This window comes from Acidaminococcus sp., assembly GCF_057597765.1.
In genome coordinates, this window is the sequence record NZ_DBMBXK010000007.1 from 22,873 (window position 1) to 38,823 (window position 15,951).

Sequence of the window (15,951 nt, forward strand, 5' to 3'; positions counted from 1 at the left end):
TAATATTATCTGATTATTTGAATAGTTTTTCTAAGAGGCACTCTTACTTTTTCTAAGTCTGCAAGGAGGCTTGTTTTATGGATACCCGTCATCTCCAGTACATCCTGACCATCGCCCAGAAGCAGAACATGACCAAGGCGGCGGAAGAGCTGTACATTTCCCAATCCTCCCTGAGCCAGTACCTGGCCAAACTGGAACAGGAAATCGGTGTGCCGCTTTTTGAAAGGACTCGGAACCGGATGCTCCTGACTCCCGCAGGAGAATTGTATGTGGAAGCGGCCCAGCGGGTCCTTTCCATTGAAAAGCATCTGTACGAAAACATCCGCTCCATGAACAACAAAAGCCACATCACCCTGGGTCTCACTTCCCAGCTGTGCCTGAAAATGCTCACGGCGGTGGTCCCCAGTTTCAAGGCGGAATTCCCGGAAGCCACTGTGGAAATCACCGAAGGGAACGTGATCGATCTGAGCCGTATGCTCCAGGAAGAAGCCATTGACTGTGCGGTGATGGCCATCCATGACACTTCTCCCTTTTCCCCGGACCAGGTGGATATCCTGGGGGTGGAGGAAATCCTGCTGGCAGTACCCAAAAACCATCCCTACTGCAAAAAAAATCCAGGGGATACGTTCCCCTGGAAAGATCTGGAGGAAGAACTGGGCGAAGACAATTTCCTGATCTGCAAAAAAGGCTCCACCCTGAGGGAAGTGACGGACCTGATTTTCGAAGCCATCCGCCTGGACCCCAGCACCATGTGCGAAACCAACAGCATCGTCACTACCCGGGCCATGGTGGCCATGGGCATCGGCATCACCTTTATCGGAAAATCCTGCATGGAATATGAAAACAAGATCCATTATTACCGGCTGGATCCCCCGGTGACAAGAAAATTCGCCCTGGTCCGCCGGAAGAACTGGGTAATGCACACCCCGGAAAAAAAGCTGTGTGAAGAGATCCGGAAATATTTCAAAAGGAAAAGTGTGAAGGCGCTGATGAAGTGAAAAAGGGGCTGTTGCATGGGCAGCAGCCCCTTTCTGTCAACGGTCAGCGGCAGGGGATTCTATGGGATTACACGAAAACAACAAATGTTTTAGGCTAATTTTGCACGAAAACGATAAATCTTTTTATGATTTTCTCCGTGTTTTTAAGCGACTTTGAATAAATAGATTGCTGCAGGGGCTGTACAACAGGCCGTCTGCGGGCGGCCGGGCCTGCCGCCCCTACGGACCCGGTACAATCGTATTGTCCATTGCAGTAGTGCCCTGCCGGGAGGCCGGGACGGGCTTGCCTGCAGCAAGCCCCTACGCCGTTGGGGTCAAGGGTCCGGGCGAAATCACAATAACGGCATTGCCGAAGCCCCCGTTTCTCCGACCATTGGTAACCATAGTCCGACAGCAACGAGGTAGGGGCGTGCCGCAGGCCGTTGACCGTTAACAGCTGACCGCCTTCATTTCCCCATATGTTCCAGGATCACCTGGCTCTGCTGCTTTTCGGCGGCTTTTTTCCAGGTTTCCCGGTTCTTCTTGGTGGGTGCCGGTTCGGATTCCCCGAAAATGGCCCGTACCCAATGGCCGTCGGTGGGGTTGGGCATGAGGATGAATTTTTTCCCGAACAGGTCCTTGTCCTTTTCCATCAGGGCATTCCGCTGATCCACGTCCTTTACATAGTACACCCGCTGGAAATCATTCAGGCTGTCCCCCAGATACACGGCAATATTGTGGGTCTGGGCGATTTTTTTCTGTTCCTTTTCCTTGTTGGAGGTGTCGACGAGCACGGTAAGATGATCCTTATCTGCATAAGGGAAGGACAGGTCCTGGAGGTTCTTCAGGGCATAGCCGTAGGTGCCTTCTCCCTGGTCCCGGCTGGTGACGTAGAACACTTCCACTCCTTTGGATTTACAGTAGTTGAGGAAATCCAGGGCTCCGGGCCATGCAGGTCCCCAGCAGTCCGGCAGTCAGGATGGCAGTCATCAGTTTTTTCATGGCAGTTCCCTCCGTGTATATTTATGCTTTTATTTGCATATTATATAGCTTTTAATAAAATTCTGCCATGGGTATTTAAAACAATATTGGTTGTACGAAGGTTGTATTTTGGGTTGATATACCCCGTAGGGGATGACCCAGGGTTGCAACCCAATCCCGCCCGGTCGTCCCGGACCTGCTGTACCGATTGTTGGGGCATTGGCGGGCGGCTCTGGCGGCATTTTGCTTTGCAAAAGTCCTGAACCGGCCCCTACGGAGTCGATTTTATCATTTCATATGATTATAAGCTTTATGGAACTCTTGATTTTATATTTTTTGTTAGTCTATACTTTACGGTTTTTTATATATATGATAAAGTGTTAAATATAGAATTTTATTGAAAGGGTGTGAATCCATGATTCTTCGCACACACTACTTGGAACAGGCCATTCCTTTTGTGGACCAGGACCTGATCAAAATTTTCACCGGGATCCGCCGCTCCGGGAAAACCGTTTTGATGAAACAGATGAGAGACTGGCTGCTGGACCATGGACGCCATCCGGAACAAGTCCTGCTGTTCAACATGGAATCTCTGCAAACCCGCCGCAAGGCGCAGGAAGGCCGTTTGTACGATGATATCCTGTCCTATGCCAAGGCCCATCCCCAAAAGCTCTATCTTTTCTTTGATGAAATCCAGGATATTCCAGACTGGCAGATTTTCATCAACTCCCTGCGTGTGGATATTGACTGCGATCTGTATATAACCGGTTCCAATGCCACCCTTCTTTCCAATGAACTGGCCACCTGCCTATCCGGCCGTTATATCCAAATTCCGGTCTATCCTTTTTCCCTGAAAGAAGCCCGGGAGTTCCAGAAGCAGCAGGGAACCTTCCAATCCGATGAAAAACTTTTCCAGGACTATCTCCGGTTTGGGGGCTTCCCACAACGTTTCTATCTGCCGGACGCCGCCTCCGCAGAAACGTATCTGCGGGATCTGTTCGAAGCGGTGGTCCTCCGGGACGTGCTTTCCCGCCACAAGACCCGGGACACCGTTTCTCTCCAAAGGGTCCTGGCCTTTGTCCTGGACAACATCGGCAATCCCTGTTCTGCCCGCAAAATCAGCGGGGCCCTTACATCTGCCGGCCTGAAGACATCGGTTCCCACGGTCCTGAACCAACTCCAGTGGTTCCAGGATGCCTTTATCATTGAACAGGCTTCCCGCTACGATATTATAGGCAAAGAACTGCTGACCACAACGGAAAAATACTACGCCGCTGATCTGGGCCTGCGCAATGCCATCAAATCCAGCGAAAAACTGGATATCAGCAAGCTGTATGAAAACCTGATCTATCTGGAAATGCGCACCCGGGGCTATCAGGTCCGGGTAGGGAAACTCAAGGACCAGGAAATCGATTTTATCTGCCAGAAGGGACGGGAAAAGTTGTATATCCAGGTGGCCTATCTGCTGACTCCCAAAGACATGGACCGGGAATTCGGCAATCTGAAAGCCATCCAGGACAATTATCCCAAATACGTCATCAGCAGCGATCTGGCAGACATGAGCCAGGATGGTATCATCCACAAGAATATCCTGGAATTTTTGTTGGAATAAGGGGCTGCCGCCTCCTATGACTGCCCCAATTGCCGTCTCCCTCCTCACTGCCATCCCACAAAAGTCCCAAATAGGATGGATACGCACAGGACTATAGCCACCAGGCTGTAACAGGGCAGGATGAACCGGTACCACCGCTGCAGGGAAATGGCCGAAAAGTGTTCTTCTATACTTTATGAAAATCTTATTTCTAGGTTTTTATTAGTCTACACTTTACGGTTTTTGGTTTACTCTCTTCGAGGAAACAGATTTGATGGGGCTAAAATAAATTTCGTACTAAAAATATTTGATTTTTGATATTTTTAGTACGAAATTTATTGATTAGCTTGTCTATTTCCCTTGAAAAATATTTTTCATAAACAGAATCCCCGGTGTGGCCACACCGGGGATTCCTGTGCTTCAAGAGCACTGTCAACATTTTGCCTGCTGCCAGTATATCATCTGACCTGGAGAATTACAAGACAAGGGAAATCAGCCGCCTGTACCCCGTAAGGGATGACCCAGGGCTGCATCGCAATCCCGCCCGGTCATCCCGCATACAGGACAACCGATGGAATGGAGGCCGGGATGGGCTCGCCACGGCAAGCCCCTACGCCGTTGGGGTCAAAGGTCCGGGCGAAATCACAATAACAGCATTGTCGAAGACCCCGTTTCTCCGACCGTTGAAACCATGGTCCGACAGCAACGAGGCAGGGGCGTGCCGCAGGCCCGCCCTTCCCGGCCGGCTGCAAAAAAACGCAGCCCGAAAGCTGCGTTCTCAATAAAAGGAACCCGCTGCCCGGGTTCCTTCCTTCCGCTAGTGACTAGTGACCAGAGACCAGTGACAGAACGGCTGCCTGCGGCAGCCGTTCTCTTTACAGGGTCACAAAATCCGCGCTCTGGATCCCGTCCAGGCCGGCGATCATCTGCAGGGTGGCTTTTTCCACCGGGCTGTCCACGGTCATGATCATCATGGCGTTGCCGGTTTTGGGCTTCCGGGCCACCTGCATGTTGGCAATGTTCACATGAGCCGCCCCCAGGAGGGTCCCCATCTGGCCGATCATCCCGGGCTTGTCGTCGTTCTTGGCCAGGATCATGTAGTGTTCCGGCACCAGGTCATAGTGGTAGCCCTGGACTTCCGTAATGTGGGGCTTTTCGTCCGGTGCCACCATGCCGGCGGCGGTGAATACCTTGTTCCCGCTGGAAATCTTCACGGATACCCGGTTCAGCCGGTCTTCCCCGTTCATCTTCCCTTCCACCACGGCCACCCCACGGGTTTCCGCAGCCAGTTCCGCATTGACCATGTTCACCCGTTCCTTCAGGATGGGATCGAACAGGCCCTTCAGGATGCTCCGGGTGATCAGGGTGGTTTCCAGGTTGGCGGCAGGGCCTTCATAAACCACTTCCACCTTATCCACCGGATCCTTTTCCAGCTGGTAGTACAGTTTGCCCAGGCATTCACCCAGCTGCAGGTATCCCAACATCCCTTCCAGTTCCTGAGGATGGAGGGCCGGCAGGTTTACCGCGTTGGGCACCATCTGACCATTGAGCACGTTCACCACTTCCTGGGCAATGGAAATGCCCACCTTGTCCTGGGCTTCCACGGTGTCCGCTCCCAGGTGGGGCGTCAGCACGCACTGGTCCAGACCGATCAGGGGAGAAATGGGTTTGGGTTCGTCCACCAGCACGTCCAGACCGATGCTGGCCACCTGGCCTTCCTGGATGGCTTCCGCCACTGCCTGTTCATTGTACAGGCCGCCCCGGGCGCAATTCACCAGACGGACGCCCTTCTTGCATTTCTTCAGTTCTTCCTTGCCGATCATGTTGATGGTTTCTTCCGTTTTGGGAGTATGGATGGTGATGATATCGGCCTTGGCCAGCAGATCATCCAGGGTTTCGCATTTTTCCACACCCAGCCGTTTGAACCGGGCATCCGGGATGTAGGGATCGTAGGCGATGACCTTCATTTCAAAAGCCTGCATCCGTTTGGTTACCAGGGTACCGATCCGGCCCAGGCCGATGATCCCCAGGGTCTTGTGGTACAGTTCCACTCCCTTCAGGTTCTTCCGGTCCCAGACCCGGCTTTCGATCATCTTCTGGGCCCGTACGGTGTTCCGGCAGGAGGCCAGCATCAGGCCGATGGTGTGTTCGGCAGCGGAAATCACGTTGGCTTCCGGAGTGTTCACTACAATGATTCCCCGTTTGGTGGCACCTTCGATATCGATGTTGTCCACCCCGTTGCCCGCACGGCCCACCACTTTCAGGTTCTTGGCCGCCTTGTAGAATTCTTCGTTGACTTTGGTGACGCTGCGGACGATGATGGCGTCATAGGCCCCTACGATCTTCAGCAGCTCTTCCCGGGGAATGTCGAACTTTACATCCACTTCCAGGTCCGGCTGGGCCTTCAGCATTTCCACGCCCTTGTCCGAAATCCGTTCCACCACGATGACTTTTTTCTTGTCCATGATTGTCTCTCCTTCGCCCCTCACGGGTACCTTGTATAAAATAAAAACTCCCGTGCCTGACCCCCTAAACGGGTATGTCAAGGACGGGAGAACCTCTCACGTGGTGCCACCTTATTTCGCTGCACTGCAGCCTCATTTCCAGGATAACGGCTTGGCCGGATGGGTTGCTGCCCCCATCGTCTCAGGAGTGGATTCCACAGGGTCTTCCGCTGCTTCCCACACCCAGCAGCTCTCTGGAAGAAAAGGCCTTGTGTACTTGGTTCCTTCATGGACAGTTTATTCAGTATATCTATTTAGGTACATCAAGCACTTGCTTACGATTTTACTCATTCTCTACTGTATTGTCAAGTGCTTTCGTAAATTTTTCTGCCCGGTCCAGGTGCTTTTTCAGAATCCGCGTACGGTCCCCCACGGACTCCATGGCGGACTGGGCTTCGGCCAGTTTCTTTTCCGCCCGTTCCACTGCCGTTTCGAAGGCACCCAGGTCGGTGTTGATCTGGGCCACCAGCCGCCACACCTGGCTGGTCTGTTTCTGGACCACCAGGGTACGGAAGCCCATCTGGAGGCTGTTCACCACAGCGGCCAGGGTGGTGGGCCCCACCAGGGTCACCCGGTATTTCCGCTGGAGTTCGCTGATGAGGCCCGGCCGGGACACGGCTTCTGCAAAAAGCCCTTCCAGAGGCAGGTACAGCAGGCCGAAATCCGTGGAATAGGGAGGGGCGATGTATTTGTCCCGGATGTCCCTGGCCTCGCTTTTCAGCCGGATTTCCAGCTGTTTCAGGGCCAGGGTTTCGGCGTCGGCGTCTCCGTCTTCCCGGGCCTGGACCAGCCGCTGGTAGTCTTCCAGAGGGAATTTAGCGTCAATGGGCAGCCATACAGGGGCATCCCCGGTGCGGCCGGGCAGCCGGATGGCAAATTCCACCCGTTCCTGGCTCCGGGGACGGATGGCCACGTTGGTGCCGTACTGTTCCGGAGCCAGCATGTCTCCCAGCAGGTTTCCCAGCTGCATTTCCCCCCAGATCCCCCGGTTCTTCACATTGGTCAGGACCTTCTTCAGATCCCCCACGCCCTGGGCCAGGGACTGCATGGACCCCAGGCCCCGGTTCACCATAGCCAGCCGGTCGCTGACCACGCTCATGGACAGGGTCACCTTCTGGTCCAGGCTGTCCCGGAGCCGGTCCGCCTCCTCCCGGGCCTGCTGGGCCCGGACTTCTTCCTGGGCCCCCAGGGATTTCTGGAGCTGGACCAGCAGCACGATCAAAACAAGGAGGGCGCACAGCACCGCCCCCAGCAAAATGGTTTCCATGACAGTTTCCGCCTTTCGTAAAATTCTTCTTCCATTATAGCAAAAAAGAAGGGCAGCAAACAGGTGTTTTTGCCTTTACCCCCTCCCTTTTCTGCGTTATAATTAAATTAATCACATAACTAATTATTTTAAGTAAAGAGGGGAGCAATCATGCACAGACGGAATTCGGAAGAAACCATGCAGCGGCTGATGGATGCCGGGGCGGAACTGTTCGACAAAAAGGGATACCACAATGTTTCCATCAAGGAGATCGGCCGGCTGGCCGGATGCAACAGTGCCCTGATTTCCTATCATTTCGGCAGCAAACAGGCCCTGTACCAGTCCATTATCGACAGCCAGCTGAAAGTGCTCCACCGGTTGGAAGAATCCATCGAAAAAGAGGAAAAACCGCCTCTCCAGCGGCTGAAGAAATACCTCCACGCCATTTTGCAAAGTCAATTGGATCCCCACCAGCACATGATCATCCTGTACCAGGAACTGCTCACCCCCTCCGGGCTCCTGAACGACGATTCCTGGCAGCGGCTCACCCGGCTGGGAGACTACATCCAGAGCCTGCTGGTAAAAGCGGTGGAGGCTGGCGAGCTCCGGACACCCCAGCAGGACCACGGCTATGAATATGTCACCTTCATCCTGACGGCCATTACGGAAATGCTGTTCCTGATCAAAGACCGGCCCCTGTCCCTGAACCCGGAAGGATGTCCGGCGGAACAGCTGCTGGATAAGCTGATCGGGTTCGTGCTGGAACCGTTGAAGCCGTGAAAAAAATGGTGTGTTGCACAGAACGCGCAACACACCATTTTTTACGCTTCCATCAGATCCGTCATGCTGTGGAGACTGATGGCAATGGTTGAACCATTGTGGAGCAGGGCTGTGGTGGCCGGGGGCAGGATACCCATGACCCCCAGGCCGATCAGGCCTGCATTGAAGGATACCACGAAATCGTAGTTGAAGTTCACCCGCTTCATCAAGAGGGTGCTGATCTGTTTCAGCACCACCAGCTGCCGCAGGTCGTGAGCCGAAATGGTGATGTCCGCGATTTCCCGGGCAATATCCGCCCCTTCGGCAATGGCCACACCGGCATCCGCTTCGGACAGAGCCGGGGAGTCGTTGATCCCGTCTCCCACCATGACCACCCGGTGGCCGCTGGCTTTGGCCTCTTTCACGAACCGGGCCTTGTCTTCCGGCAGCACTTCCGCGTAGAACTTGTCCACGCCGATTTTCGCCGCCACTGCCGCCGCAGTCCGTTCGCTGTCCCCGGTCATCATCACCAGCTGTTTGAAGCCGGCTTTCCGCAGTTCCCGGAGCACCGCCGGCGCTTCCGGCCGGAGCGGATCCTGGATGCAGATAATGGCCACCAGTTTCCCGTCCAGGGCCATGTAAATATGGGAATATTCCTCCGGACGGCTTTCGTACAGGGCTTCTTCCCCTTTGGGGATCACACATTTCTCGTCGTCGAAGATGAAATGGCCGGACCCGATGACGATCCGCTTCCCATCCACCATGGAAGCGATCCCGTGGTCCACGATGTATTCCACCTTGCTGTGCATTTCCTCGTGGGTGAGCCCTTCATCCGCCGCCTGGCGCACAATGGCGTTGGCCACGGAATGGGGAAAATGTTCCTCCAGGCAGGCCGCATACCGGAGCACTGTGGCCCGGTCGTACCCGTTGAAGCAGAGCACATCAGCCACTTTGGGCTTGGCCAGGGTCAGGGTACCGGTTTTGTCGAAGACAATGGTATCTGCCTGGGCCACCGCTTCCAGGAATTTACCCCCTTTGACGGTGATCTTGTGAGTGCTGCATTCCCGCATGGCGGACAGTACCGCCAGAGGCATGGACAGCTTCAGCGCACAGGAGAAGTCCACCATCAGGATGGACATGGCCCGGGTCAGGTTCCGGATCAGCAGATAGGTGAGCAGGGTCCCGCCCAGGCACCAGGGCACCAGACGGTCGGCCAGATGGCTGGCCCGACTTTCCAGGTTGGATTTGAAAGCTTCGGAATCCTGGATCATCTTCACGATCCGGTCGTACCGGTTGCTGCCGGCGCCGCCTTTCACCCGGACGGTGATCTCCCCGTCTTCCACCACGGTGCCGGCGTATACCGTCAGCCCCGGAGTCTTGTGGACAGGCATGGATTCCCCGGTCATGGAGGCCTGGTTCACCATGGCATCGCCCTTGGCCACTTCCCCATCCAGAGGGATGGTGCTGCCCATTTTCACGCTGACCAGATCCCCGGCCTGGACATCGGACAGGGATACTTCCACTTCTGTGCCATCCACCACTTTCCACACCGTGTCGATGTGGAGGGACATATTGTCCGCCAGATCATGGACGGATTTCTTGTAGGTCCATTCCTCCAGCAGTTCCCCGATCCGCAGCAGCAGCATCACGGAACCGGCAGTGCTGATGTCCTTCTGGAGCATGGCCGCCGTAATGGCCGTAGCATCCAGCACCGGTACATCCAGACGGCCGTGGCGCAGGGATTTCAGTCCCAGGCGGATGAAGCCCAGGGTATGGTACCAGCCTCTTGCCATCCGGATCGGCAGGGGCAGGAACCACTTGCAGGCAAAATGCCGGGCCAGGAGGGTCAGCAGCCGGTTCCGGTACTGCCGGTTCAACATCAGGGCTCCGGCTTTTTCCTTGGTGGCTTTCCGCAGTTCCGGATCGTTCATGTTCAGCCGGGCCAGGGCCTGGAGGATCCCTTCCCGGATTTTCCCCAGGTCATCGGGACGGTACAGCACGGCGATCCCGGCAGCGCCGGAATACAGCTTCACCTTCCGGATCCCGGGGACCCGTTCCAGACCGCCCAGGATGGCCGCTCCCTGTTCCAGGCTGAAGGAACGGACCATCCGTCCCTCCTGGGCCAGGCAGCGGACCCGGAGACGGCCGGCTGTTTCATGTTGAATTTGGAATTTCATAAGGCTTCCGCTCCTTTCCCTGAAGAAAAGAGCTTATTTGGCCTAGTCTTCAACAACGGCAGCCGCCGCTTCTTCTTTGGCTTTTTCAGCCGCTTCCGCGTCTTCCAGTTTCTGGTTTTCTTCCTTGGCAGCGGCTACGATGTCATCAGCCTGTGCCTGGAGGGAAGCAGAGCTTTCAGCAGCGCATTTCTGCACCCGCAGGGCCGCAGCAGTGGTCTTGACCAGGGCTTTCTTCACCAGCTTGGATTTGACCACCCGTTCTCCCAGAAGGCCCAGTACAGCGCCTCCAGCAACCAAACCCGTTTTGATCCAATCTTCTCTTTCCATTGTAAAATGGCTCCCTTCTCCGGCTCCATAAATCCTATGGGCCTTCGTAAATTTTCCCCGGAGCATTTCACCTATTAGGAAGCTGTGTAAACATGAGCATGGCAGAGCGCCCGATCTTTGGGAACGTCCTAATCCACGTCCCCAAAGCCGCATTGAAATCAGATCTCAGATACCTTACTCCAGTATCAACCGGGATAATAGAATATTATAGCACAGGTGTAGGGAATCGAGGAACAGGAGATTCCGTCACTTTCTCACCCTCAATTGTTCCACCAGGGCATTCAGCCGGCCGTTCCTGACATCCAGCTGGGTGTCAGATCAAACTTTGTTGGAAGAACAGCAAAATTTACCGTTTTTCATTTGAGCAGAAATAACTTATAGAAGTCATAATAACTATCTGGAAAGGTCTACCACTGAGATCCTGCGATACCCTTTAATCGGTTTCGGCTGCTTATGGGTTGTAAAGGATGTTGTGAAAGATGAGACGGCTATCACTGATATTCCTATAGGCATGACGGACATCTGCTTTAAAACGGATGCTTTCCCCTTCACAAAGGCGAAAGCTTTCATGTTCTATTTCCAGTTCCAACGCCCCAGAGAATACGGTGATAAACTCAATGGTCCCCCGCATATGCATCTCAGACTCCCACTGAGCCCCAGGATCTATATCCATGTAATAGACACTGAAACGCTGGGAGCCATCCCCAGGAAAAATAACATAGTTCCTGACCCCTGCATCACCTATGATGGGATCGATATCCGCTAATTTCACAACTTCATAAGGCAAGTGAGGCCGTGTCACAAGCGTGTTAAAGGGAACCATGAGACCATTGGCAATCTTCCAAAGCGTGGACAGCGACGGATTTCCTTTACCCCGTTCAATTTGAGCCAGCATAGATTTGCTGACGCCACTGATTTTGGAAAGCTCCTCTAGGCTGATACTTTTTTCATTACGGATCCTGCGAATATTTTTGGATACGATCAAGTTGATAGTGTCCAATATAAAAAACCTCCTTGACAATATAATAACACGAAGTGTATTATTATATTAGCATTTGGCATGCCAATATATTGCTACTTGTTCTCTCATCAGGATATCCTATCTGCTGTTTTTTTTCAACCTCCATGCAGCTTCATCGTAAAAGATACCGAGAAAGGATGAGTCTATCGTGACTTTTGATGAATTGATCACTGCGGTTGATAATTTTGCCTGGGGACCTACGTTGGTCATATTTTCCCTGGGCTGCGGCCTTTTATTTTCTATTGCCTTAAAGTTTCCTCAGATACGCCTCTTTAAGGAAATGGTCCGCTGTTCTTTCCGCAATAAAAAGGGAAAGGCCGGGCTGACCCCTTTCCAGGCGTTGTCTATCGCTATTGGGGGAAGGGTTGGAACAGGCAATATAACAGGGACTGCTAGTGCCATTATGTTTGGGGGTCCGGGTGCTGTTTTCTGGATGTGTGCGATGGCCATTGTCTGTTCTGCCTCTGCTTACATTGAATCAGCCTTAGCCCAGATATGGAAACGCCGTGTCAATGGTGAATATGCCGGTGGCCCTTCCTTTTACATGGAAAAAGGCCTTGGCTCTTCCTGGATGGCGGGATTCTATGGTTTTGTCAGTGTCGTTTTTTTGATCATCTTCGCAGGCGTGCAGACAAATGCATTCAGTTCCATTGTAACGACCAGTTATGATGTGTCTCCACTCACAGTCGCAATAGGATATACACTCCTCCTGGTCTTTGTGATATTTGGAGGTTCAAAGGTCATTGCCAGCGTTGCTGACAAAGTAGTACCTTTTATGTCCATTGCGTACGTAGGGGTTGCACTCCTACTTATTTTAATCAATCTTTCTCATGTGCCGTATGTACTTTCATTGATTGTATCATCTGCGTTCAGTACCCATGCAGTTTTTGGCGGAATGGTGGGAACATCTATATCATGGGGTGTCCGCAGAGGTGTGTTTTCGAACGAAGCAGGTCTTGGTACAGGAGCTTGGGTGGCAGGATGTGCCGACGTATCCCATCCTGCACGCGCGGGTTTATCTCAGGTCTTTTCTGTCTTTATTTCTCTCTGTATTTGCTTGGCCACTTCTCTCATGATCCTCGTGACGGAAAGTTATAGTGTCGTATCGAGTGATGGCAGTTATGTCGTGCAGCATATCCAGGGAGGCTACGATGTCTTCGTCACAGAGGCTATCAATTCAACCGTTCAAGGGTTCGGTTCCTTTTTCATAACAGCTGCCATGGGGCTCTTCACTTTTACGACCATCATGGCCTATTCCATGTATCTGTCTCGGATTTACTACTATTTTTTCAGTGATTGCTTAGATAAACCCATTGTAAAAGCCGTCAATATCGCTATCAATGCAGCTACTGTCGCACTTGGATTTGTCGGTCCATTGGTCCATTCTACGTTAATATGGAATATGGCTTCAGCACTTTGCGGCCTGCTCTCTCTCGTAAACCTTGCATGTCTTGCTTTTCTGTATAAACCAGGTATCGCTACCCTTCGCGACTACGAGCGACAGCTTGCGAAAGGCATTGAACCGGTTTTTATTCCGGAAAGATGTGGCATCAAGGGTGCTGAGTATTGGAACCAAATTATAAAAGAAGATTATCCTGAAGAGTTATCTGCCTACCAGAAAGCTTTTGCAAAAAAATCATGAGGAGGAACCAAGTATGAGCAAATTGAATCTTGATGAATTGCATGACAGAAGAGGGACCGATTGTGTAAAGTGGGATTTCATGGATTTCGTCGATCCCCGTGTCCCTAAGGATGCCCAGCCATTATGGCTGTCCGATATGGAATTCCCGGTAGCCAAAGAAATCCAGGAGGCATTGATTAACCGGATCAAACAGGGGTTCTTAGGGCATTCCATGCCTGGCAGCCGCTATTTTGAATCCGTCCAGGGATGGTATAAGAGACGTTTTAACTGGGATATCGAAAGACGCTCTATATTCTACTCTCCTGGTACCCTACCTGCACTTGGATTTGCCATCCGGGCTTTCACAAAAGAAGGTGATGGCATAATCATTCAAGAACCCGTTTTCTATCCCTTCGCTGAATTGATTGAAGGAAATGGCCGCAAAGTTGTTAACAACCAGCTGATCAATGAAAATGAAAACTATAGTATGGATTTCGATGATCTGGCCGATAAAATCAAAGATCCTAGAAATACCATGATGATTCTTTGCTCACCACATAATCCCGTAGGCCGTGTATGGACAGAAGAAGAAATTAAAAATGTGGCTGACCTCTGCCAAAAGTACAATGTCCTTCTTTTCTCTGATGAATTGCACTGTGATGCAACGAGAAAGGATGTGACACATCATCCTACTATGACAGTTACCGATTACCCTAAGGTCATTACAGCTGTAGCTTTAGGGAAAACGTTCAATGTCGGAGGTGTCCCCATTTCCCAAATCATTGTCCGGGATGAAGAACTGAGAAAGATTTGGTATCATGAAACACGGCTGAAACATTATATCAGTTTCGCACCGCCTCTTGATATGGTACTGACAGAAACTGCCTATAGCAAATGTGACGGATGGGTCGATGAAGTCATGGAATACATCGAAGGAAATTTCGATTTTCTGGTCGAATATCTCCAAAAACACTTGCCTCTGGCAAATTATAAGAAACCAGAAGGGACCTTCCTTGCTTGGATTCATTTGGGAGCATACGGCGACCCTGAGCGGCTCTTTGAATTGATGATAAAAAAGCACAAGGTCCTTATTGAAGATGGCCGTGTTTTTGGTCAAGGAGGCAGCGGGTATTTCAGGATGACGGTTGCCTGTCCGCGTTCCTTCCTAAAAGAAGGACTCGATAAAATCGTGGCCGCAGTCAATGATCTGCAAGCTGAAAACAACAAATAGCACACATGGCTATCTAAGGAAATGGAGGGGCTGTTGCATGTGTGAGATTTTCACACATGCAACAGCCCCCCTTCTTTCTTCAGTTTCAAAGTCTTCAATGGAAAATCAAAAAAACATCTCAAATTCCCTGAAATTGAGTACAACAATGTAAGCCGTCCATTTTGGCGGCTTTTTTTGCCACTTTTTAGTTCTTCAAGTGGGTCAGGCCAACTCTTTCAAGGGAAATAGATATCTGCCCTGGGTTCCGTTCTGGATCTTGTGGTGCAATTTGTTGAAGTTGTGCGCTAGGACGCAGATTACAGTCTCTGTAAGCGCGTTCAGATGCCCGGTCCCCAGGAATCGCCGGAACAACTGAGTTTCCTTCACATCTGCAAAGACACCTTCAGCCTGGATCGACCGGTTCATCCTCAGCAGTTTTCTCTCTTCCGACGTTATCCGTTCCTCATCTTCTGCCCGCAGTTCCAGGAGCCGTTTTGAAACCTCAAAATGTTTCTCTCTCTGCTCCAAGGGCTGCTTGGAATTGTTGCCCCTGATGCAATCCTTCTTGTACGGACATCCCGTACAATCGTGGCACGCATACACTGTATTCTCAATCACGTATCCGCTCCGGCTCTTTCTTTTTTTCGTGCCTTCGCATTTTACCTGTTTTCCATTGGCACAGAGATAACTGTCAGTTGCCGCATCATAGGCCATGTTTTCTCTGCGCCAGATTGCGTCTTGGAAAGAATGCTTCTTGGAGATTTCGTAGTTATTCGGCTTAATGAAGGAGATCATTCCATTTTTCAGGAGATACTCGTAATTTTCCTCGCTTTCATACCCCGCATCGGCAACTATCTTACGGTAGTTGCTTCCCAGATGTTCCCGCAGATCTTCCAGGAAGGGAATCAGTGTTTTCACATCGGTGGGCCAGGGGCTCTCTCCCGTCCACACTACATATTCCACATCTACAGCAAACTGGATGTTGTAGCCCGGCTTCAGCTGCCCATTGAGCATGGCGTCTTCCTTCATTCTTATGAAGGTGGCATCATGGTCTGTCTTTGCATAGCTGTTGCGGTCTCCGCAGATATGCAGCGCCGTTTCGTAGTCCTTCAAACGGGAGATGTAACCCTGCAGCCGTTCCACAGCCTTCTGCAGAGGAGTCTTCCTTTTGCCGGTCCCATGGACGAAGACAGTGTTTGACGCTTTCTTCATCTTAAGAAGTTTGCGCAGTAACTTCTTAAGATGCCGCTTATGCAGTTCATCTCCATGACGGATGCAGATCCCGAAGGTCGTTTCAGTTTTAAGGAAGAAGTCCGGAATCTCTTCCAGCATCTGGCGTGGGTCCACTTCATTTCTCTCCAGATGAGAGTAAGTGCTAAACAATTTGCCTAGGTTCATCCTTTCTACACCATCGCGAACCAGCCAGACCGAATTATCTTTAGGAATCGAATATTCAATATCCATAGGCAAATGGAGTTGCAAAACTGTGCCCAATTTTGTATAATCCTTAGGTAAATTTTTTTGTTGCATACTGAAA

The 15,951-nt window shown here is 51.7% G+C and carries 12 protein-coding genes; 5 read left to right on the forward strand and 7 right to left on the reverse strand.

All coding sequences use genetic code 11. The annotated features are described in order from the left end of the window. Positions 1–77 precede the first annotated feature (77 nt). Positions 78–998, forward strand: coding sequence for a LysR family transcriptional regulator (locus tag ACZOF8_RS06085; RefSeq protein WP_154487976.1), 921 nt, complete (start codon positions 78–80; stop codon positions 996–998). A gap of 446 nt (positions 999–1,444) precedes the next feature. Here the strand turns inward: ACZOF8_RS06085 and ACZOF8_RS06090 are convergent, their stop codons facing one another. Then, complete coding sequence (locus tag ACZOF8_RS06090) at positions 1,445–1,951, reverse strand: HAD family acid phosphatase (RefSeq protein WP_288174905.1); 507 nt, start codon at positions 1,949–1,951, stop codon at positions 1,445–1,447. A 422-nt stretch (positions 1,952–2,373) separates the two neighbouring features. Between ACZOF8_RS06090 and ACZOF8_RS06095 the strand changes: the two genes are divergently transcribed. Continuing rightward, on the forward strand, positions 2,374–3,570 hold the full coding sequence (locus ACZOF8_RS06095) for an ATP-binding protein (RefSeq protein ID WP_154487978.1): 1,197 nt from the start codon (positions 2,374–2,376) through the stop codon (positions 3,568–3,570). An 854-nt stretch (positions 3,571–4,424) separates the two neighbouring features. Here the strand turns inward: ACZOF8_RS06095 and serA are convergent. Together serA and ACZOF8_RS06105 are read right to left on the reverse strand one after the other, a co-directional pair. Further along, entirely contained in the window at positions 4,425–6,014 is a 1,590-nt protein-coding gene (serA, locus tag ACZOF8_RS06100) for a phosphoglycerate dehydrogenase (protein WP_487426679.1), read from the reverse strand. A gap of 322 nt (positions 6,015–6,336) precedes the next feature. Next, positions 6,337–7,320: a DNA recombination protein RmuC gene (locus ACZOF8_RS06105; RefSeq protein ID WP_022488281.1), complete on the reverse strand. Its 984-nt coding sequence runs from the start codon at positions 7,318–7,320 to the stop codon at positions 6,337–6,339. A gap of 150 nt (positions 7,321–7,470) precedes the next feature. Between ACZOF8_RS06105 and ACZOF8_RS06110 the strand changes: the two genes are divergently transcribed. Next, entirely contained in the window at positions 7,471–8,079 is a 609-nt protein-coding gene (locus ACZOF8_RS06110; RefSeq protein WP_022488282.1) for a TetR/AcrR family transcriptional regulator, read from the forward strand. A gap of 41 nt (positions 8,080–8,120) precedes the next feature. Here the strand turns inward: ACZOF8_RS06110 and ACZOF8_RS06115 are convergent, their stop codons facing one another. The 3 genes from ACZOF8_RS06115 to ACZOF8_RS06125 form a co-directional block, all read right to left on the reverse strand. After that, positions 8,121–10,235 (reverse strand): heavy metal translocating P-type ATPase, encoded by a 2,115-nt coding sequence (locus tag ACZOF8_RS06115; RefSeq protein WP_481143558.1) that lies wholly within the window; start codon positions 10,233–10,235, stop codon positions 8,121–8,123. A gap of 42 nt (positions 10,236–10,277) precedes the next feature. After that, the gene (locus ACZOF8_RS06120; protein ID WP_487426680.1) at positions 10,278–10,562 is read right to left on the reverse strand and encodes a DUF6110 family protein; all 285 of its coding nucleotides are present in this window, start codon (positions 10,560–10,562) and stop codon (positions 10,278–10,280) included. 451 nt (positions 10,563–11,013) lie between these two features. Further along, on the reverse strand, positions 11,014–11,562 hold the full coding sequence (locus ACZOF8_RS06125) for a helix-turn-helix domain-containing protein (protein ID WP_441374114.1): 549 nt from the start codon (positions 11,560–11,562) through the stop codon (positions 11,014–11,016). 169 nt (positions 11,563–11,731) lie between these two features. Here ACZOF8_RS06125 and ACZOF8_RS06130 point away from each other — a divergent pair, with 169 nt between their 5' ends. Next, positions 11,732–13,225, forward strand: coding sequence for an alanine/glycine:cation symporter family protein (locus ACZOF8_RS06130; RefSeq protein ID WP_481143560.1), 1,494 nt, complete (start codon positions 11,732–11,734; stop codon positions 13,223–13,225). A gap of 13 nt (positions 13,226–13,238) precedes the next feature. Beyond that, complete coding sequence (locus ACZOF8_RS06135; RefSeq protein ID WP_441374113.1) at positions 13,239–14,435, forward strand: MalY/PatB family protein; 1,197 nt, start codon at positions 13,239–13,241, stop codon at positions 14,433–14,435. Between the two features lie 201 nt (positions 14,436–14,636). Here ACZOF8_RS06135 and ACZOF8_RS06140 read toward each other — a convergent pair whose 3' ends face one another. Beyond that, on the reverse strand, positions 14,637–15,944 hold the full coding sequence (locus ACZOF8_RS06140) for a transposase (RefSeq protein ID WP_441374112.1): 1,308 nt from the start codon (positions 15,942–15,944) through the stop codon (positions 14,637–14,639). Between the last annotated feature and the right edge of the window lie 7 nt (positions 15,945–15,951).